Genomic DNA, 21,380 nt, shown 5'->3' on the forward strand with positions numbered 1-21,380 from the left:
CCAATATCGTCGATGTCAGTCTTTCCTGGTATTGCAGAGCAATGTTATGCAGAGGGCAGATAGCTCGGCCAAGATTCCGATATATAGTGGAACCATGAGATCGGGCGCAAATGGATCATTTCGAAACTGTTGCAGGACTTTCGCGATCCGCTCAACCACCGTTTCGTCTGATGACGGTAAATCCTTGTGGCGACTGTCCGCCTTTCTTGCTGCTTCAATGGCCTCCGCTGCCATTGCCTCTGCTTGATTATACTGCCGTTCATATTCTGCGGCCTTTGGCCCGCATCTATCGCGCCGACATTCCGTCTCCCATTCATCATGGTAAAGCGCTGCAGCCCTCTTTTGCTTGTTATAGGTGATGATATATCCTTCAATGATGGCTGCCTGCTTTTCCCTCATATCCACTTCGTCCGTCGCTTTCTGCAGAGGCACGCATAAGAGCGTGGTGGTCGAAAGAATGGATATCGGGGTCGCGACGGTGATGTATAGAGCCAAGAGGCTGACCAGGGACCATCGGTGGTTTCGCACGCATCGCAGCGCGCCACCAATTGCTGTTGATCGGCAAAGGTCCAAAATTATCATAAGAGCCATAATCGTATAGCTTGTTACAGGATCGCTCCCTCCGATCTCGAAGCCCAGTCGAGCATTGATGATCATCAAGGCGACCCAGATCATTGTGCAAATGACCTGCAAATAACTTATTCGCCATATTGCCTTGGTTGGAGGCAGCGTTTCCGAGAAGGCCAAGGTGCTGGGGTCATCGGTTGTGTCTGGCGACGCAGTTGGCATCGGTGAACCCTTCGGGGCCTTTTCCCACAAATCGGACTGCTTGTTGTGGCGCATCAAGCCCTTCTCCTTGGCTTTCTGCATTACGCCTCGCACCATATTGCGATCGACCGCGGCATCCAGTCCGGCGCCTTCAAGAGCGTTGCTGAATGCTCGCTTTGTAAAGGCTTCGGGCAGTTGGGCCAATGCGGCTTCGATTTGGTGCAGATAAACCGGTGTGCCAGCAAAGGTGCCGAAGAGATCGTCTGGTTCTTGCCCGGTGGTCGGGTGTGATGTGCCATCGTTCATTCTATTCTCCTAATCAAGACATCAGTTGTTTGACCGGAAGAGCGAAGGCCCTTCCGAAGAGGAAATAGAAAGAATTCCCGTGAACGAAAAAGTTTATGCAGATTGCTGCTGCAAGACGGATTTACCGGTGATGTTTGGCCTCAGTTCATGACAGCTGTCAGTGCATCAAAAGGTGATCGTGACGGCCAGAAATGCACCTGACCAATGACGCGTTGGAACCAGAAGCCGAGACCATTATCACGTTGGTACTGATGGTCAGAGGTTGCTGTCTAATTGCATTGATAAAGCCCGACATGACTGCCGCAGTCAGCTGGTTTAAACGAATCTTTCGTCACAGACGAGGTCAAGTCCAAGGCAACTGCCGTTGATACGCCATTCAGGATGGATGGGGCAGGAAGTAAAGGCGGATTGCCAATACATGACCGAAATGCCGCTATCGTGTTCTGCGTCATGCTGTCATGACAACCGTCAGGACTGTCATGACAATCATCAGAACACCCCGCCGACCATCATGTTTTGCAAGCGTTTGGAATAGTGTGGATGAGCAACTTGTTGGCTGCGTGCATTACGGTCAGGAAGTTGCTGACGGCGCTGGTGACGATCAGTCTCGCATCACATTTGTCACAAAGACGGTCCGTTGTCTGATGGCATTCGAAGCATCTGTTGTGCCGCTGTTTTACCTGTCATCAGAACAAATAGACTGTCTGTCATGACGTCACGAAATGTGCCTGACATCCGTCAGAAGCATCCTGACAACGTGATGACGAATGTGATGCCACGAACAAAGCAAAGTCTTGGGTGGGCGAATGGTGTTGAAAAAGTCGCTATTGAAGTAATCGCTTGGTCCTGCTTCAATCCTTTTAAGAAAAGGAGGGATTTGCAAATGCCTCTCAGCGATGCAAGCATCGCCTGCCGGCCAATGGATGGGACCGAGGCAAGTTGCGCAGGCAGCACTCTTTTATGAGTTTTCGATTGAGGATCACGTTCCTGCGGATCACTTGCTCAGGAAGGTCGATCACTTTCTCGATCTGAGTGAGATCAGATCTTTCCTTGCTCCCTATTACAGCAGCCAGGGTCGCCCTTCGATTGATCCAGAGCTGATAATCCGGATGTTGTTGGCCGGCTACATCATGGGCATTCGCTCAGAGCGGCGCATCTGTGAGGAAGTTCACCTGAACCTGGCTTATCGTTGGTTTTGCCGTTTGGACTTGGGTGATCCTGTTCCTGACCATTCGACATTTTCCAAGAATAGACATGGCCGTTTCCGGGATAGTGATCTTTTCCGCCACCTCTTCGAACTGGTGTTGACCCGCTGCATCGCAGAGGGGCTTGTCGGTGGGGAGGCTTTGGGTGTTGATGCGTCTATCGTGCAAGCTGATGCAAAGTGGCTGAACAAAGTTGAGGCATCAGATTGGACGCCAGAACGGATCACGCGGGCAACAGAAGAATACTTCGAGACCCTTGATGATGCCGCTTTCGGCGCGGCAACGCCCGTGAAGCCAAAGGTGCTATCGCCCGTTGATCCAGCTGCACGCTTTACCGGGGCAAAGAATGCCTATTCGATCTTCGCCTATTCTACCAACTATCTGGTGGACCTGGATAATGCCGTGATTGTTGACGTTGAAACAACAGCGCCGATCCGGCAGGCGGAAGTCAATGCCGCTCTGGATATGGTTGATCGTGTTGAAGAGAAGTTTGGTATATACCCAGAACGCTTCGTCGGTGTTGGTGCTTATGGCAATGCCGAAACACTGGGTTGGCTGGTTCATGAAAAAGGTATCGAGCCACATGTTCCGGTCCTCGACAGATCGCAGCGGCTCGACCAGACATTCTCGAGGACCGACTTCATATTCGACTGCGAGAATGACCGATACATTTGCCCTGATGGCAAAGACTTGCTGCCCAGCCGCCGTCAGTTCCAGACGATCCGACCCAAGGTGAAGGACGATGAAAACATCCGATATCGTGCTGCTAAAGCGGATTGTCAAAACTGCGCGTTGAAGTTCAGATGCTGCCCAAACACTGCCACCCGACACATCACCAGATCGATCCATGAAGGAGCGCGAGACTTCGCCCGAGATCTGGCAGACACGGATGCCTTTATCGCCTCAAGACGCGCAAGGCGAAAAGTAGAGATGCTGTTCGCTCACATGAAGAAGATCATGGGGCTGAATAGACTGCGTCTTCGAGGCCCAAATGGAGCAAAAGACGAGTTCACACTGGCAGCCACAGCACAAAACCTGCGCAAGATGGCAAAGCTGCTACCAACACCGGCATGAGGGAGAGTTTAACCTCCCAAAACCGCTCTTCGTTTTGCGCTGCAACACATTGTTTTTCAACAGAATTGGCGGATTGAGGTCATTTCCTGCAGGAGCGAGATCCGTGGTGCCGCAGGCGAAAGCGGCCATTCAGGGGACCAGGAGACGCATCTAGGCTGCGACTACCAAGTTCGGGTGGGTTGAGGACATTTCCCGCTGGCGCGAGATCCTGAAGGCTGCCAACAGAAGCGGACATTCGTTAGAACTAGAAGCTCGCCCTGGCCGCTGCGGTATGGTCGCTCGGCAAGTGGGCGCTCGCTGTGCCGAAGAGCGCAATCAAGCCCCCCCCCCCCCCCCCGGAGTTCGTGCTGATGGCGTATTGAAATTGATAAATCCCAAGCCCCACGAGACATCAAGGTTGCACGAGAATAAATTTGCAATTATTGAAATGTGGGGGCCAACTTATGAAACTCGTCAACCAATTCAAAGAATTCTTAGCCGATACTGTCAACCTCAATCAAACCCGCATCGACCGACTTGAAGAACGGGTAGAAACCATCAAAAGTTTCATTCGAGGCTCGGACTGGGAGCCGAAGATATCAACGTTTATCGAACAGGGCTCATGGGCGCACGATACAATCATTCGCCCTGTGGATGGTGGCGAATTTGACGCCGACCTCCTGGTCAAGGTGCACACAGTCAATGGTTGGAGTGCTGCCCAATACGTCAAAGAGTTAGGGCGTGTCTTCCTCGACAACGGCCGCTATGGCGACAAAACCGTGATTTACGATTACTGCGTTACGATCACCTACGCAGATGATTGCAAGATCGACATTGCTCCCTTGGTGATGGAGCGCGAACACCAAGGTACCCTAGAAGTTTGCAACAAGCGCAAGGATGAGTTCGAAGAATCCCAGCCCGTAGAGTACACGCGTTGGATGCGTGAGAAAAACGGCTATTCGGGGAACAACTCGTTCCGCAAAGCCACGCGCCTCATCAAATACAACCGCGATATCAAGAAACGCTTCAGCTGTCAGTCCGTACTGCTGACAACTCTCATTGGTCATCGTATCGAGTGGTCTGATAAGGATTCGAGTGCATTCAGTGATACGCCGAGCGCCTTGCAAACTATCATGGGAAGGCTGGATGATTGGCTGCAAGCGCACCCCGACAAGCCGGCAGTTCCCAATCCCGCACTCCCGGCTCAGGATTTCGCCGATCTTTGGAACGACACTCAATATGCTAACTTCCGCAACTTCGTGAACAAGTACCGAAAGTGGATTGACGACGCGATCAATGCTACGACCCTATCCGATAGCATAGAGAAGTGGCGAAAAGTGTTCGGCGACGACTTCGCGAAGGGCGAGACTGTGCAGAAGGCTGAGGCCTTGGCCATGCAACGGGCCAATGCGATGCTGCTGGAAAGCGCCGCCCACCTCGACAGCCTCGTCGACAGTGTCATAGATTTCGGCATCGCCATCTTGCCTGCACGGTTCAAGAACCCTGCTCACAAACATGCCCCACCCTGGCAATCTGCAGAACACGTCTCTCGCAATGTCCAAGTGTCGGCAGAGTATTCCAATCACAAAACAGATAGAAGCTATCCTGTCCAAAACGGGGAGGCGCTTCCACCACGTGGCGGCTTGTGGTTCGATGTCAGGGTCAATAAGTTCCAGCTGGTGCCCGCGGATTGTTATGTCCGTTGGCGGATCACCAATACAGGTGCCGTGGCTATAGCACTCAAAAAGGGGCGTGGTGGATTTGAACACCCCACCGAAGTTAATCGTCGCTGGGAGGATCTGCAATACCACGGCGTCCACATGGCTGAAGCCTTTGTCATCCGCAAAAGCGATGATCGTTTGGTTGGCTATAGCGAGCCGTTCTACGTTGTGATCAAATAGGTTGTGGTGCCCGGATAAAAAATTGTTGTAGTGAGCTAGTCATGGTAAAAACAATTGCAGAAGCGTTTCGTGTTTTCCGCAGCAATCTTGAAATCACAGACCTGCAAGAGCAGGCGGTCGCTAGCCGCCAACGCGACATTCGCGGAGTATTGGATCGCGATTTTGTCATCAACGACACGTTTCTAACGGGATCATATCGTCGTAGAACCATGATTAGGCCACTGAAAGAGGCGGATGTCGACATCTTCATTGTATTTGATGTTAAGTACTTTCACAGTGGTGGAAAGAAAGCGTTGCTTGAGAGCATTAAGAAGTCACTCCGAAAGACATATTCCAAAACTCCCGATATAAGGCCGGACGGCTCGGCTGTGACTATAACGTTCACCGACTTCAAGGTAGACGTGGTGCCCGCCTTTAATCGCAATGGTGGCGGCTACATTATCCCAAGCCTCGAGCTTAACAAGTGGATACCCACAGACCCTAGAAAGCATGTAGAACTATGGACAGCGGCCAACAAGGCTCACAACTGTGACCTCGTGCCTTTGATCAAGATGATCAAAGGGTGGAATAAGAGCCGGAATCTCTTCAAGTCATTTCATTTGGAGACGTTGATCCTTAAAGCACTCGACGGCGTCACGATCACGGATTACCCATCGGGCATGCGGTACGTTTTCAACAAAGGCATCAGCCTCGTGCAATATGAATTGGCTGATCCGGCTGGCTATAGCGATGATGTCGGGGCACACGTGAATACCGAAGCCAAGATAAAACTCCTTGTGGACCGTTTGACCTGGGCGCGAGACCGATCAAGGGAAGCTGAAGCAATGGCTAAAGCCGGTAACGTCTCGGGCGCAATCGACAAATGGCGCCTGATCGTGCCCAACTATTTTCCGGCATATGGCGGACTAGATAGCCCGAGGTAAAGCGGCGAAAATTAATTGGTTTTGCGTTGATTGCAGAAGTACTTTTGGCTTCTCCCCGCTAAGAGGTATCAGAACTTCGGCCTGGAGATGGTGCTGGTTTCGGAATGATTCTAGGTAGACCTTCACCCGCACAGGTGTGAAAAGCCTCCTAGCTGAATAGCATATGTTCTTAAGGAGAATATTCGTGTCACTAAGCCCTAGGGTCAAAACCCATCGATACCATTGAACTATTGAGGCAAATCAGATTCAATCGGCTCAATCAACGGATTGGAGGCTTGAATGGGACATCTGTTTCGGTTGTCGGATTCGCAATGGGCTGTGATTGAGCCACTTTTGCCGAACGACAAAGGAGGTGCCTGCCGTGTCGATGATCGCCGGGTAATTTCTGGCATCATCCTTGTTTTGAAAGTGGGCTGCCGTTGGTGCGACTGCCCAGCAGACTATGGCCCCTCAACAACGATCTATAACCGGTTCAACAGGTGGTCGCACAAACGGTTCTGGGTTGACCTTGTTGAGGCTCTGGCGATTTAAGGTGCAGTGACCAAAAGCACCGCTATCGGTAGCACCTATGTCAAGGCTCACCGTTCTGCCCATGGCGGAAAAGGGGCGAAAAATCAGGCGGTCGGGCCGTCGCGGGGGGGGGGCCATACCACCAAAATCCACATTCTGACCGATGTCATTGGCCGTCCCCGCAGCGCTCTCGGTAGTTATAGTCGACGAGACTTGGCTGTACGCTTTGGCTACTCCAGATGGCGTAGAGAAGCCGCGCCTTCTACTATATTTAGCAAGCGAGTCTTGTTGGTTTCGTAACTTCCCCAAAAGCCAATTTCTGGGAGGTTTCCGCCATACCAAGATCCTTCAATGGCTTTTGCCAACTCAACAACGATTAGGCCTTCTCCGAAGAACGCTGATTTGTTAGGCATAAGAACAAGCAGATTCGAGGCTTTGTTCGGCTCTAGGTCGAGAGAAAAGAGATCTGCAATGGCTGTTGAGGAGTCTAGCGAGGTTTCGACTAATAGGCAGTTGCTTGCGATATTGGCGTTGCGCAAATCCTGTTTGGCTTGCTTTTCATCCGCTTCGGTAACACCTTGTGCTCGTCGATCTTCACAGCGAATTTGATTGAGTTCTTCTTCTGTCGCATCAAGCTCAACCATTCCTTTGATATGAGCTTTATCATTCGCCGCGACCAGAGCTAATCTGCGCGTCCAAGCCTCTTCAGGCCATTTCAGTAAAGTGAAAATCTGCTCGAGTGCTGTTTCTTGATTGTGGCCTGAACGATCATTGTGATGATCGACCCAAATTATGTGCCCATATCCCGGCAGTTGATATTGATTCAGATCGTCACGAAGTTCTACAGTAACAGGGATGTCTCCAGATACGAGAACTGCATTAATTTCATCCAGATAGTGACTGGCTGAGGCCCCCCATGGCAGTGAGTCATTACGAGTCGGAAATCGGGCATCCGTCTCGAGCAAATGAGCAATCTCAACCATTTCAAGGTCCTGTCCACCAAGAAAAAAGTGATAACGGGGTGAAGTAGGGGCTGGTGACGGGGATTTTCGTTTGGCCATAATTGATACTTACAAATTCTCATGCCGACGCGGAAAACTTTACTGTAAGGCTATCATAGCTATCAGATTGGTGGTCTTCAGCAAAGTGGAACTACTTACGAATGGCCTAATCATGACGGTTCTCTTTGGGTCGTATATCTCTTTTCCTGTCTGAATCCGCTGTGTGCAGAAGTTGGGAACAGTTCTGTGTTCTGCTCTGCGGGGAAGGGGAGTCTTCACAGGAAGGTGAAATTGGATATTTTATCCATAATCCAAGAAATATAGCAGCAAAGAGGCTAATAATAATCCCGTATTTCAATGCTCTAGATGTAAATCTCTCTTGAATGGTCCTGCCCGAAGAGCCGACCAGCCGGTAAAGCACAGCGTAAATTATTCCGCTGATAACGAGAAAGGCTATTGCTCCGTAAAAGAGGTCTACCCAAATTGCAGAAGAAAAACTCTGAGAACCGAAAGTGCTATTGTCATTCCAGAAAGGATTAATCGGATTTTTCTGAAACAGGATGTTCATACCAAGGAAGCTGAAAATGAGACTGGCGGCTAGGCCCAACGACGCAAGCACATTGAGGTTTGCGGCAGAATCGGTCTGTTGTTGCTGGTCTATAGCCAGAAGGAAATCGGTAGCGGTATCCAGCTCCTGCTTTACATCTTCATACAGTGAGTTAAGTCCGATAACTTCCCGCCACTGATTATACATTTCAATGGGCTGTACCTGATTGGAAATGCCGGTAAATCTGTATTGATGTGTGTACAGCAAGAATTCTCTTTTTAAGTCGCTGATTGCCCGGTGGAATTGCTGTTCCACTTTCGGATCTGGTCTTTTGTCGTTCCGATCTTCCTCATAGCTGGCAACCACATTGGTCAGTCGTTTGGAAAAGCCAAGCAAAGTTGAATGCTCCAAATAGGCCAATAGACTCATTTGAAAATAGTGCCTTCGGAAATGCTCTTGAAGGATATTGTCAAAATAGTCACCGGCTCCCACTGTCGTAAAGGCATAGCTTGCGAACATCAATCGAACAGCTTTGTCGGGGGTTGCTGGGGACAGGAAAAAACGATCGTAACAGTGTTTTTCTTCGAAGTCTCTTAGGAACAAGGGGTTGTAAGGCATGGGATCAGCGCCAGAGCCATCCGCAAAGCATAATCTTACCCAGTCGCCCCGGCTGACCGTTGACAAGCAAGATGGCCCATCACAATTCTGTTTTGACAGCGATAGAAACGTCATTATGGGGATGCGCTCATCCATGATATGTCGGCAGGTGAAAGGCATGCCCTTGCCAATTGTGGTCATATATGCCTGGTCTGATTGACTGACATTGACGGGGTTGAAGGGGGCGATCAATTCTTGCCAGTGTGGGAATAATTGGGGTGAGCGCTTATGTTTGCCCGAATCGTCCAAGGCCTGCCGTCGCTCCTCTATGACTGCGAGACGCTGCTTTGGCTGTTTCAAGATAGGTGTCCGGGACGGTGAGAAAATCAAGTCCACTTGTTCAGGACAAAGGCCTGATCTGTAGCTCTCTTCCTCATCGGCCTTGCTACTAAGTTTAAATGGTAAATGGACAAAGGGGCTATAGCAACGTCGCAACTGATCTGTCAGGGACTCAACATCTGCAAGCGACAAGACGGGAGGCGAATTTTTGCTTCCCTCATTCCAGCTAACCTCTAGCGCCAAAAGTACGATGCCGGTTGAGGCCAAATAGAGATTGCAGCGGTCTACATCCAGAGTAATTTCTAGCCCTTTTCCCTCATCATGCGCAAGCTTTACCTTAAGCTGCGTGATGTCGTCGCGCTTGAACAAATGTAATCGAGAAACTGCGTCTCTATTCGGGCGATTTGTCGAAGAGATCGGGCGTCTTTGATAGAGAAAATCCTGAATTACTTCATGGAAAAAGACAAATTCGGCATACTTGTCATTTTCATGTTTGATGCAATCTGCTTTGCGGCGCTTGTTTTCAGCTTCATTGTTTGTTTCTGCTGTTTGAGCGGCAGATTCTTCTGACCTCTTCTCAATATGTTCCAAAAGATCTTCTTCTTTCCTCCACGCGCTGGAGAAAGAAGAAGCGCTTTTGTCTTTTGGCGATTGCAATTCCTGAGCGATTTTGCTCATAAGCCCAGCAAGGCTCTGGGGCAGATCATCCTCGTGGACGGCTTTTTCATTTTTCAAAGCCTGCCTGTCCAGTTCGACGAATAGGGGCCAGATCAGGATCTGCCTGAAGGTGCGCACAGAGATGCCGCGGTTCTGGCTCCACTTGTCTGGCTGATAGTTATTGTTATTCTCGTTCAACCCCAACAGTTGGCTTTCGGCCCAGGTCTTTCTGTCCATTCGGCATCCCCAGTATGCAATTTCCAGATGTGGGTATCGTCGTGTGCTGCGCTCGAGATTGCAAGCAAGATATGTTGGGAATTCAGAAAAAATGAAATATCGCTTTGTCCATAGGATTTGCCCCAGTTATCAGTCATCAGTCGTCATTCCAATGGAATTGTTTGCTTCCTGATATCTACGGTGTATCCTTGAGATGTGGGTACGGTCTTCGATTAAGCATATGCGTTAAAACAACGACTTGGGCATCGTGACATACATGGTGTGGGGATATTCGAGTTGTGTTTCTTGATAGCTTTAATGTACCAGGCTGATCCAACCGTGTCCGTGGCGCGTGTCTTTACCTGCGTGGACGACCGGAAGGAGACTGATAAAAGGTGCTAGCGGTTCCAAATCACCACGAAGCTTGATAAGTCCGCGTGTATCATTCATTGGAATAGTGGTTCCGGATCGGGAAGATCGCCGAGCCCACGAGTGCTGTGACGTTCTGTCTCCAATGATCTCGATGGAACGGGCAATGTTGCGTAGCGCACCGAAATCGCACTCCAGCTTGACACCATGCCAACGTCCAAGCCCCTCAATCCGGTCAATCAATCCAGGTATCAGGTTGCTCATGGTTCGATCCTCGGAGCGTAGTTTCAGCGGGCTAAGCAAGCGAAGAGAAAGCCCGTTGCCCAATTCCTGGATTTCCAGTCCTTCATCACGAATGATTTCATGGTCTAGCAGGCGCCAGGGTTTGTCCCAATGGCCGACGCCATTCTCAAATATTGAAATCAGCAAATTTGCGATTAGTTGACAATAGGAGGATGCGAGCCCGAAAAGCACCAATTGGACGATGGCACGTGGACGGCCTGCGCCAACTGGTTGACGGAAGGCGCGCAATACCCACGGTTTCGGGATTTCACGGCCACGAGGGAGACGGCCTATTTCGTTCCACAGGAGATCTAGAAGACAGATCGGACCATGGCGGCAGGGCTTGCCTTCGCGAGCCAGATGGCAGGCATTTTTCGTGAGAGTCGGCCAAAGAGCTCCACGCACCCTGCGCGCGATGTCATATCCACCAATACTTTCGAAGTCTCCTTCAATCAGTAATGATATTGTGGCCCAGCAAAAATTTTCGGCTAACTCCGAGGGGCTGGCAGATACCAGATTGGAGCTTACGAACGTGCGAATGTCCATTCCGGTTGCGCTCGAAGCCGTGTTATTGAAGAAATCGTAAGTTGGCGGGCTCATTTTTTGATTTATATGATTAGAAAGGAAGGGCTACCTGTTATGGCAGGTCCCCCGAATGTGTGGCATCGGGATAAACCTGACTGTCCAACAACGTAGACGCGTAAGCTGTCACCTGCAACCAGAAGCTTTTCAATTTTTTTGATAAGGCGGTTCGCTTGTTTTTCGCTCATCCATGCTTCGAAGACCGAGTTTTGTACGCGAACCGCACTATCTTCCAGAACGCCTGCGACCTTGCGGCGGAGCTTGTTGTCGCTGATATCATACGCAAAAACGGTAAACATGATTGTTCGGGGCATATGACACCTCTCAATAATCCATTCGATAGGGTTTGTAACTTTGCTGGGTTAGAAGCGCTTTTGCATATCGTTTTGCTTGTCGCAATATCAGTTGGCGCCAAGGAATACTGGTGGATGTTTTAGGGTCTTTTATTGATCTGGATAGCCAACGTTCATAGCCTCGAATGATCGCCTCACGGGTCGGAGAAGAAATATGAAAACCATTATGGCCTTTCTCAAAACCTTCAGGTTTGATTGCGCGTTGGGCCGCCAAAGTTACTGCACAAGCCTCTGCGACTGGTCCACGAAATTCTTCAACCAGGTCAGTCGCACATGCTGCATTGCCATTTTTTACTGAATGAAGCACGGCAAAGCCAGGATGAAGACCCGCTCGCAATACAGCACCTTCAATGTCGTTGGTGAGTATGACGGAAAGAAAGGACAGAAGGGCGTCAAATGGCGTCTCCGGAGGGCGTCTGCGCCTGCGGAGAAATATCCAGGTTTCAGGCAGCATTTGCCCCAGTACGTCCCAGTATAGCTTGGCTGACCGGGCCTCATAGGCCATCAGTGTTGATGTGGCCCCATCTTTGGGAAGTTTGCGTAAAACCCGGTTTATTTCTTCGCACGTCCGTACAACGCTCAAATCGTTTTTCGAGCGGTTCAATCGCCTTAACAACGCGCGCTGATTATGAATTCTGGCAGACACAATTGCTTTTGCTATCTTGAAGCGACGCTGTTCTTCCAACGAGGCCTTTGCTTGTTCCAGATGGAGCTTCGCATTGATGCCTACGCGTGGCCCGGCCATCCCTGAAATGTCTCCCCCTGCATTCATGAATGCAACAGGAACCCGTGTTTCCAATATCGTGCGCAGTGCTGACATGTCGACTTCAACATCGGGATATATTTCCAACCGGTCAAGCATTTCCGGCCTTAGCCGCAGTCTCGGGCGTTCTGCTTGAGAAACTTCAAGACAATCACCCGTACCAAGTGATAGGCGGGTGCCGGGGCTGGCAAGGTAAAGCGTTCGACGTGAAGGGATTGAACGGCCTGTGCGGTCCTTACTTTCATCCAGTTCAGCGGGAGCATAGGTCGGATTTTCGCCCTCGTCCCATGGATCTTCAATAACGATTGAACGCACGAACTCGCAACCTAGAAATCGAAACCCCTGATCGAAGGAAACGATACGTGTCTTTTCAGGATGCAGCTTCAAGCCTTGCTTGCCGAGTAACTTTGAGGCCTTTTCTCTTGCCTCCTCTGCCAAATCCCGTGTTGGCGCCAGCAGGACGAAATCATCCGCATAGCGAACAATGCGTGATTTGCCATGTTTGAATGCCTCGTCGAGCGGATCGAGAAACAGATTGGCCAAGACGGGGGAAATTGGCGAACCTTGCGGTAGGCCTTTCCCATTGTCGCCATAGGTTTCCAGCCAAAGGCTCACCAGGTCAGTAAAACGCTCGTCATTTACGTGTTCGTTGAGCCGCAAAATCAGTTGTTCATGCGAAACATTGTCAAAATAGGACTTGATGTCGGCATCTACAGCCCAACGCAGCCCCTCGCGTCTATATTTGTCAACTTTCCAGATCGCCTGGTCTACGGATCGACCTGGACGGTATCCAAAACTTGATTCCTCGAATATTGGCTCGAAGCCGGGTACAAGAAGTTGCGAAGCGGCGGTTTGGACAACACGGTCGCGTATCGCAGGGATCATAAGCTGTCGAGTTCCTCCACTCTTCTTCGGAATCTTGACAGGTCTGGCTATGCGGGGCTGGTAACGGCTTTCCAGCAATTCTTCGACAAGATTTCCGATTTCATGACGTAGGCGTTTCTCAAATCGTTCAATCGTCACATGGTCTGTACCCGGTGCCCCTCCGTTTTCCTTCACTCGGGCAAAGGCCATTGTCAGCGCGGATGCTTCTGCAATGGTGTAGAAAAGACCTTTGAGTTTGCGGGACATGGGACTATCCTCGATTTAGTCATGTGGAAAGTGGCAATTTCCTAGTTTTGCCTGAAACCTCTGTGGAAACTAATAATATGCTGAAAAATATGGATAAAATCACTCTATTTGATGGAATTTTAAAAAATAGCTTGTTGTGGCGGACGCAATTCATGCCAGTCTATGGAAATAGCTTGATTTTATCGAGTGATTTCAGCAAAGCTTAGCGGGTCGGAGATGGCCGTTACCCCGTAAGGAAGGGGACTGAAACATGTGCGCCCAAAGGGCTTGGGTTGCCCCGTCAAGAGATGGCCGTTACCCCGTAAGGAAGGGGACTGAAACTCATGGTTGCCATAACCATATTTCGGAGGATTTGCTCCGAGAGATGGCCTTTACCCCGTAAGGAAGGGGACTGAAACTCACGAACGATGTACCAGCGACACCGCCGTTGGGAGATGGCCGTTACCCCGTAAGGAAGGGGACTGAAACTCCATAGGGCCTACGGAGCTGTCTTCATCGTGGAGAGATGGCCGTTACCCCGTAAGGAAGGGGACTGAAACACAGGCGTTCGATAACAACGGCATTTTCTTTGCGAGATGGCCGTTACCCCGTAAGGAAGGGGACTGAAACGGACGAATCCGCCAAAGGCAAAGCCTTCTCCGCGGGAGATGGCCGTTACCCCGTAAGGAAGGGGACTGAAACGCGGCAACTGCGGCAGGTCGGCTGCCAGCGAAGGGGCAGAGATGGCCGTTACCCCGTAAGGAAGGGGACTGAAACCCAGTGCAATCAGCACCGCATCAACGTTGCTTTCGGAGATGGCCGTTACCCCGTAAGGAAGGGGACTATTTCAGATCGATCGCTTTGCTTTTGGTGCGAGAGACAATATGTCGCTTGATCTCTTCCTGCCTGTATTGCACTCTTTTTCGGTGCAATCTTGGGGAGTGGTCGCGTGAGGAGATTCCTTGTTCGTGTTGAGGCTGTTAATCTGGCCTCGTCTATAGTTGATACAGACGATCTTTCAGTCATTCGTGGTGGGGGCTTTGCCAATCTTCTGGTTCCGGAAAGACTTCTGGGTGCCTTGGATATGGGAGCCTTGGCGTTGGTTTTTGCCGGAGCGTCGCAAGCTGAAGCCATATTGAACGTAGCAGAAAATGTTGACGAACGGCAGGTCGAGGCGCGCCTGATATCTCTGGCCAGTGGCCAAGAGGATGTTGCCAATATGGAACCCCAATTGGTCGCCATTTTGCCGCATCTGACCCTGTTGTGCGCGGTTGTTCCCTATGAAAGCGGATATCTGGCGGCGAGCCGATATGCCATTGGCAAGATTCGTGAACGTCAGCTGATGAACCTGACCATCGACAAAGGTGAGCCACCGGCACAGTCTTTTCGGCGACCTTGCATGGTAGATGGCACCCGACCGGGGAGTATGTCTCTTTCCAAGGGTGGCAAGAAACTGATTGTTTCTTCCAGTGTGTATTCTCGTCAGATACTTGGACGTGAATTGAGGCAAGAAATCTACAGGCAAATCGGAGTGCGTACGGATCGCAATCTGGAATATGCTGACAGTTTTGCCGATCTGGTGAATGATCCTCCGCCGGGCCTTTCTCCCTCCCTGAAGGGTAAGATGGCAGTTGTCTATTTTGATGGTAACAAATTTACAGCAATTCGCGAGCGGGCGATCCGTAATGATCAGCACGGTGGTGGTGATGCCGTCAGGGCGTTTTCAGAAGCTGTTACCAAAGCCCGCGCGCTGTTTCTGGATCGGATTCTTGATAATCTGGAAAATGACAGTCGCATGTATTGTGATGGCAGACGTCTTCGTTTCGAAATCCTTATGTGGGGAGGAGACGAAGCCCGTTTCGTCCTTCCTGCTTGGAAACTGGCCGAAATATTGCCCATTCTGGCAGATGACATGGAAGGAGAGCACTGGGCGTTTCGCGGTGAGACGATGACCAGTGCGATTGGTGTCCTTGTTTGCCATCACAAGATGCCGATCACACGAGCTGTCGCGATGGCGGACGACATCGTCGACGAGATCAAGGCCTATCAGCGCGCAAAGGAAGGCAAACCGGAAAATATGCTTTCAATTCAGCTTATTGAGAGCATTGAGCCTCACGTGGGTGGTATTCGCGGGTTTCGTCAAAAACTCTACCAGACTTCAGATGCTTCTGCCTTCGTGGTTGAGGGTGCTTCGGGCCTTCGTAGTATTATCGATAGCTATCGGCGGATTACGGATCCATCAACCGGATTGCCGCGAAGCCAACTGTATAATCTGATCTCTGAAGCGCGCTCCCAAGGGTTGCCTGGACAACTGGCCGGAGAGGCAAGTAATCTGGAAGAATTGCTGCAAACTGCGGTAGACCGTAGTAGAGGCGAAAATGGTGAAGATGTTGTCATGGCCCTAAAAGCCGCGCTCCTTGATCCGGCTTTCGGTGTCTCCGCCGGAGCTCCCTTCGTTGGCCTAGTTCGGATTGCTGAGACATGGGATCTCATGCGCCCTTTCATGGTATCCAGTGAGCTAGAGACGGAGATTGGGTGAAATGAAGTGCTATAATCTTACTATTTCCGTGACAGGCCCTCTGATGATCGCCGGGATCGAAGCCATTGCTCATGGTGTTGATGCGCCGTTTCTGCGAAATCATGAGGGCAGGATCATAATACCTGGTTCGCAAATTCGAGGGGTCGTGCGCCATGTCATGCGGGCCATGGCTGCAAAGAGTGACAGACTGCCTGAAGAGAAGGCTGACCGCCTTTTCGGGCAAGTCTCGGCCACAGCAGGGGAAAATGCTGATGAAGCATTTGAAAGCAACTCAAGTGCCTGGGAGCCAAGGTATGGAGAAATAGAATTTTCCGACCTTGTCATTGAGGGACGAGAAGACCGTTCATCAGCTATGACACGTGTTGCTGTCGATGGGTTTACCGGAGCAGTTTCTCACGGCAGTCTTCAAGTGCTTGAACAGCCGATAGCTGTTGGAGAGACTATTGACTTCTCTGGATATATTGAAATTCAGACGAAGGATGGTGATGAAGACGAGATGGCAGATTGGGTGCGCAAAGCACTCATACTGACACCTGCGATAGGGGCTCACAAAAGTGCAGGTTTTGGCAAAATTGAGCGCATTCTGCTCGAAAATGGTGTTGAAACAAAAACGGAGTATGCAGTAGACGAGGGTGTGATCGCTCAAATAGTCAGAGCTGGCGCGGCAGAGGTCGTGCTGGTCTTCGATGCCCCCTTCCTTGTTTCCTCTGGTCGTTGGAACACCAATCTTTTTACCGGTTCGCCTGATGTGCCGGGATCTGTCCTCAAGGCCGCGATCGCGCAATCTACAGGAGCCAATGAGACAGATAGTTCTTTATATCAGAGTTTGGCAGGCTGTGTGATGGCAGAGCTTCGCCCTGCCAGAGAAGATGAAACCAGACCGATGACACCTCCGCTTTCGCTTTATTATTTGGAAACTATGGGCGAACTTCTAGATGCCATTGATGTTTCACCGAGCGATTGGGCGGAAGATGGTGAAATGATTTCCTTCGCAATGGACTGGAAGGAAGGTTCCAAGCCTTTTGAACTAAGAAGCCAGAGCTATCCACGTTCGTTCGATGCCAGCTATCATGTGCGCACGCATACGGCAATCAACGACAGCGGGACTGCTGATACCGGGAAATTATTCACTTTCGCAGCGGTCGAGCCCAAAGATTTTGTCTGGAAGGGGCGAATTTCCAAGGGGGCTCTGAATGATGATGAGTTTGCCGAGCTTTTACGGGCGTTACCGGGTCGGCTTTTGGGTATTGGCAAGACACGCGTATCCGCTAGTCTTTCTATACAGCCTGTCGAGCCGATTTCTGACAGGATTTCTGGCGAGGTGATCATGGTTCTCGAGACCGATGCGTGTTTGCATACGCCGAATGATCTTTTCGCTTTTGGCGATGAGCCAGCTGAAGAGCAGCTTCGATTACAATACCAAGCTTATTTGGCCGGTGCTCTGCGTGATCGTACAGGAAATTCAATAGTTTTCTCCGACGAGGATCTGAACCTTAAATTCTATGCCTCTCAACGGCGTCTGGGTGGATATCTCTCGGCACGATACGCACCCACAGACGATGGCTACTATCCTTGGTTGGTGACAAATGCTGGGTCGGTGTTCCGCTTCGTTGTTCCCGAGGGATGCGAGGTTGCGTTGGAAAGCTTTGTCTCGTGTGGCCTCCCTGTTCCTGCAGGGTTTGATACTGCTCGCAAGCATTGGCAAGGCAATCCTTTTGTGCCGGAGAATGGTTTTGGCGAAGTCCGGATGAGTTCGGCTAAATGAGTGGGGCGATGAACATGCTATTGGAATATATTCGCTTTTCATTCGAGCTTGAACTTGCCAGTGATTGCCATATTGGAGATGGCAAGGACAAAGCCCTGGCCGAGCTGCGGCCCTTGATGGAAAATCTGAGCACGGATGTTGACGGCGGAAAATTGGAAACGCGGGTTGCGACAATTGTTCGTGCTTATGATGGTTCGCCATGCTTGCCCTCAACCTCGCTCAAGGGTGCACTGCGGAAACAGCATGAATTGCAAATGGCTAAAGGTGAGCTGGAAGGCTTTTTTGGTGCGATCAAGGAAGGTGACGAAGGGGCAATGGGGACGTTCGCCCTTTATGCTGGCAAGCTAAAAGGAACAGATGATAGCGTTGCGGTAGGGTTGCCTTATTGGGAAATGAAAGAGCAGACTTGGATTGCCACTCATGTTGCCATTTCTCGCGAAACCGGTACTGCTGAGCATATGAAGCTTTTTAATCAGGAAATGCTGCCAGCAGGTGCTGTCTTTGAGATTGAAGGTGTCTGGTTCGGTACTTTGGATGAAGCAAGAGATGGACTTGCGGTTTTGCTCGCTCCCTTCGCAACACGCGATGGTCTCAGCATTGGCTCGGGAATAAAGCATGGCCTTGGAGCATTTCGCTTTTCCAAGAACAAGGAACAAGTCTTGTTGAAGCAGACCCGGTTTTTGCCAGCTACAGGCGTAGTTGAGGAAATGGTTCCAAAAGGGACGTTGACGATCCAGCCGCAGGGCAAAGGGCAAGAGAGGATTAATCTCAAGCTATTTTGCGATGGCCCGTTTCTCTCGGTCGACCCGGCTCGACGCAAGGGCGAAAATACAGCCAAAAACTGCATCAAAGCCCTTAAACGCAATGATAAGACGCCAGTTCTCCATATCCACTCTTTGGTTGGTGCGTTGCGCGCGCGTGCTGCATTTCTTTCCGAGTGTGAGGGTTATGGTGGTGACAGGAGATTTCGCAAATCTTCTGAATGGACCAGCCCTGTCGAACTAACATCGGTTGAGAGGCTTTTCGGAGTTGGAGGCTGGCGTGGTCTTGTTCGCTTCTCTCAACCTGAAAGTGCCGGTGCGCAAGAGAAAGGTAGTTTGACCTCTATTGCCATTGATCGGTTTTCTGGCTCGGTGTTGGACTCAACGCTTTTTGAGCACGAGGTTTTTGTCGGTGTCGAGCTGGATGTCTCGCTTTTATTGGAAAAGCGCACTTCGCCCGATGGAGTGGAATATCCAACCAGGGAAGATCGGAAGCTCTTCATGCTGCTGCTTGAGGGCCTCCAGGGGGATGTGCTGATGCTTGGTCATGCAACCAATCGCGGATTTGGCTGGTTCAACGTGGAAACGACCGACTTGGCCGCAATGAAGGAGAATGGCTGATATGGCTACGGCACCTTATCGATTTATTCCGATTGAACCGGGTTATGTTCAGGCGGCTCCAGTTAAACGTGAAGATATACGTTTTGACAAACCATTGGCGGAAGGCAGTCTTTCCGCTGTGATTGATGTCGAGTGGACAGCAAAAACCCCAATATGTGTCGGTGCGAAGGAGGATACTTCTTCAGAGGTGAGACCCTTGAAGATTGGGAAGCGCTATTGTTTGCCTGGAACCAGCCTGCGGGGCATGTTGCGATCTGCTGTGGAGATAGCAACCTTCTCGCATCTGGGCCGTATCAATTCCAGCCATCACCATGGTGTGCGGGATTTTGCCGGTATGGGTGACTATCACTCGGTTAAGGTGGGAGAAGTCAAGGCAGGTTGGCTAAAGCGGGAAGGAGGAAGGTGGAGGATCTATCCTGTGCGGCATAGGGACGCTCGCTTTGTCTTGGTTCCTATCGATAGCCTTCTTAATACATTGTCTGAACAGAATAGAGTTGATTTCTCGACTTGGCAGACAAGTATGTCCGTTGCAGAGAAATATGCGCAGCTACCACCAGTCTATCAAATGCGGCCAAACAAGTATTTTTATGCGCTGGAAAAGGAGGGTAAAGGATTGCCTCGTGCTTGCCTGACGAGAGATGCTCCCGGTTCATCGAGGACTTTTCAGTCTAGTACGCATCCAATCAAGGATATGTACGTTATTTGTACAGGTCCTTATCGTCAAGAGGCAACAAGAACCTCTAACCCTAGAGCGGAAGAAGGGACACCCAAAAAGAACGAAGCTCTTTTCCCTGGACCCGGCATTACAGGTTACCTCATTCCGGATGCCTGGATGGATGTGTTTCATGGCATGCATTCGGAATATGCCCGAGATGGGGGAAACCCACGCGGAGCTTGGCGCACATGGTTGCTTGCAAAAGGGTGGCAGGATGAGTTCAAAGGGTTTAAGGCCAGCAGTGACGAGGAAGCAATTCCGGATTGCATGAGGGAGGAAAAACTCGGAATTCCGGTTTTCTGGAAAGGGGACATAGCCAATCTGGAGAATATTGATCCTGATGATCCACCGGCCCCGGGGCTGCAATCATTCTGGTTTTCTCTTTCGAGAGTTATGCGCGTGCCACACGGATATTCGGTTGGTGATGTTGCTGGACGTCTCTATTCTGAAGCCAATGGTTATCACTTGCCACGGATGTCGGAAGAGGATGGGTGGGATTTTGCGCGCGCCATGTTTGGTGAAGTTGATGGCGCAAATGATAGTCCTGAAAGGGCAAAGCCTGGTAAACGTGCCGATGGGACGAGGAGAGAAGATGCACAGCGTGGCCGGGTTGCCATCGGCTTTGCGTTTGCCCCGGAAAATACAAGGCCGGAATCTGCATCCAGGAGAGGTGTTTTTGGTCAGCCGCGCGAAAGTTTCTGGCCATTCTATCTGCGACATGGAGATGCTGTTGCAGATGGGATTTTGGGCAGTGATCGTACCGTAAGCTATTCCAGTGAGGCGGCTGTGCCTGCTGGGAGAAAGCGTACCGTTGTTCGCAGCGCAGAAGCTCCTGCATTTCCTGGAGGCAATGGCAACGAGAATACCGAGACAAATGTGCGGTTTTTGCCCAAGGGTACCATTTTTACAGGCCAGATCAGAGTTCACAATTTCCATCCGGTGGAATTTGGCGCGTTACTGTATGCTCTGACCTTTGGTGTTGAGGATGGGTCTCTTTGGCATCAGCTCGGAAGGGCCAAAGGGATGGGGCATGGTGCTATTTCGCCCCGAGTGACTATCGCAAAGTGCGATTTGGTTCACTCCCCCGATGACGAGGCTGCTATTGGAAACAACTCCAGTGTTTCTCAATGGATCGGGCACTTCCGTGACTGGATGAACAAACAGATGGAGGTTCGGGATCTTCCTGCGCATGCTGATCATCCTTCCATCAAAATGCTGGAAGCAATGGCCAACCCGAGTGTTGGTGATACGATGGCGGGCCAGCATAAATTGGATACGGGCGAGTTACCGGATTTCAAGAACTGGAGGGATGTTTCTGGAAGCCAAGATGGAACAATGAGTGGCCCTTATCCACTTTCGAGCCCTCTTGATTTGAGTTAGAGCGTATCCCGAAAAGTGTGTATGGTTTTCGGATAAGGATGCGCTTCAAAACAATGGCTTGGGCATTTTATTCAAATCCTCTGAGCCGGACGTCTTCAAAACGCGCTAATAAAGCAT

13 protein-coding genes, 1 pseudogene and 1 CRISPR repeat array are annotated in these 21,380 nt (G+C 50.6%); of the genes and pseudogenes, 8 read left to right on the plus strand and 6 right to left on the minus strand.

What is annotated here, in order from left to right; genetic code table 11:
- Nucleotides 1-15 precede the first annotated feature (15 nt).
- Nucleotides 16-972, minus strand: coding sequence for a hypothetical protein (locus CPH65_RS09110; protein WP_157747585.1), 957 nt, complete (start codon nucleotides 970-972; stop codon nucleotides 16-18).
- A gap of 1,025 nt (nucleotides 973-1,997) precedes the next feature.
- On the opposite strand from CPH65_RS09110, the gene CPH65_RS09115 reads away from it, so the two are divergent.
- From CPH65_RS09115 to CPH65_RS24515, 4 genes and pseudogenes are all read left to right on the plus strand, one after another.
- A complete protein-coding gene (locus tag CPH65_RS09115) occupies nucleotides 1,998-3,353 on the plus strand; it encodes a transposase (RefSeq protein WP_096176327.1) in 1,356 nt (451 codons plus the stop codon).
- 443 nt (nucleotides 3,354-3,796) lie between these two features.
- Nucleotides 3,797-5,233 carry a cyclic GMP-AMP synthase DncV-like nucleotidyltransferase gene (locus CPH65_RS09120; RefSeq protein WP_096173193.1) on the plus strand — a complete coding sequence of 479 codons (1,437 nt, stop codon included), beginning with the start codon at nucleotides 3,797-3,799 and terminating at the stop codon, nucleotides 5,231-5,233.
- A gap of 41 nt (nucleotides 5,234-5,274) precedes the next feature.
- The gene (locus tag CPH65_RS09125) at nucleotides 5,275-6,156 is read left to right on the plus strand and encodes a nucleotidyltransferase (protein WP_096173194.1); all 882 of its coding nucleotides are present in this window, start codon (nucleotides 5,275-5,277) and stop codon (nucleotides 6,154-6,156) included.
- A gap of 279 nt (nucleotides 6,157-6,435) precedes the next feature.
- Nucleotides 6,436-6,846 (plus strand): annotated as a pseudogene (locus CPH65_RS24515) (IS5 family transposase); the annotation flags it as partial.
- A 50-nt stretch (nucleotides 6,847-6,896) separates the two neighbouring features.
- Here CPH65_RS24515 and CPH65_RS23825 read toward each other — a convergent pair.
- From CPH65_RS23825 to cas1, 5 genes are all read right to left on the minus strand, one after another.
- Nucleotides 6,897-7,649 carry a hypothetical protein gene (locus CPH65_RS23825; RefSeq protein WP_157747586.1) on the minus strand — a complete coding sequence of 251 codons (753 nt, stop codon included), beginning with the start codon at nucleotides 7,647-7,649 and terminating at the stop codon, nucleotides 6,897-6,899.
- Between the two features lie 184 nt (nucleotides 7,650-7,833).
- The gene (locus CPH65_RS09135; protein WP_096173195.1) at nucleotides 7,834-10,044 is read right to left on the minus strand and encodes a hypothetical protein; all 2,211 of its coding nucleotides are present in this window, start codon (nucleotides 10,042-10,044) and stop codon (nucleotides 7,834-7,836) included.
- Between the two features lie 294 nt (nucleotides 10,045-10,338).
- Entirely contained in the window at nucleotides 10,339-11,220 is an 882-nt protein-coding gene (locus CPH65_RS09140) for a hypothetical protein (RefSeq protein ID WP_157747587.1), read from the minus strand.
- Between the two features lie 62 nt (nucleotides 11,221-11,282).
- Nucleotides 11,283-11,570: a CRISPR-associated endonuclease Cas2 gene (gene cas2, locus CPH65_RS09145; protein WP_096173197.1), complete on the minus strand. Its 288-nt coding sequence runs from the start codon at nucleotides 11,568-11,570 to the stop codon at nucleotides 11,283-11,285.
- 10 nt (nucleotides 11,571-11,580) lie between these two features.
- Nucleotides 11,581-13,503, minus strand: a complete 1,923-nt coding sequence (gene cas1 / locus CPH65_RS09150) for a CRISPR-associated endonuclease Cas1 (protein WP_096173198.1) — start codon at nucleotides 13,501-13,503, stop codon at nucleotides 11,581-11,583.
- A 213-nt stretch (nucleotides 13,504-13,716) separates the two neighbouring features.
- Nucleotides 13,717-14,331: a CRISPR direct-repeat array (repeat unit 37 nt; unit sequence GAGATGGCCGTTACCCCGTAAGGAAGGGGACTGAAAC).
- A gap of 394 nt (nucleotides 14,332-14,725) precedes the next feature.
- Between cas1 and CPH65_RS09155 the strand changes: the two genes are divergently transcribed.
- The 4 genes from CPH65_RS09155 to CPH65_RS23830 are packed head-to-tail and all read left to right on the plus strand — an operon-like array spanning nucleotide 14,726 to nucleotide 21,263.
- On the plus strand, nucleotides 14,726-16,021 hold the full coding sequence (locus CPH65_RS09155) for a hypothetical protein (RefSeq protein ID WP_157747588.1): 1,296 nt from the start codon (nucleotides 14,726-14,728) through the stop codon (nucleotides 16,019-16,021).
- Nucleotide 16,022: 1 nt separating this feature from the next.
- Nucleotides 16,023-17,786 (plus strand): RAMP superfamily CRISPR-associated protein, encoded by a 1,764-nt coding sequence (locus tag CPH65_RS09160; protein WP_096173200.1) that lies wholly within the window; start codon nucleotides 16,023-16,025, stop codon nucleotides 17,784-17,786.
- On the plus strand, nucleotides 17,783-19,168 hold the full coding sequence (locus CPH65_RS09165) for an RAMP superfamily CRISPR-associated protein (protein WP_096173201.1): 1,386 nt from the start codon (nucleotides 17,783-17,785) through the stop codon (nucleotides 19,166-19,168). Before CPH65_RS09160 ends, CPH65_RS09165 begins: the two co-directional genes overlap by 4 nt.
- The gene (locus CPH65_RS23830; protein ID WP_157747590.1) at nucleotides 19,161-21,263 is read left to right on the plus strand and encodes a hypothetical protein; all 2,103 of its coding nucleotides are present in this window, start codon (nucleotides 19,161-19,163) and stop codon (nucleotides 21,261-21,263) included. The genes CPH65_RS09165 and CPH65_RS23830 overlap by 8 nt, the downstream gene beginning before the upstream one ends.
- Nucleotides 21,264-21,380: the final 117 nt, after the last annotated feature.

Source organism: Cohaesibacter sp. ES.047 (assembly GCF_900215505.1).
Classification (GTDB): Bacteria; Pseudomonadota; Alphaproteobacteria; order Rhizobiales; family Cohaesibacteraceae; genus Cohaesibacter.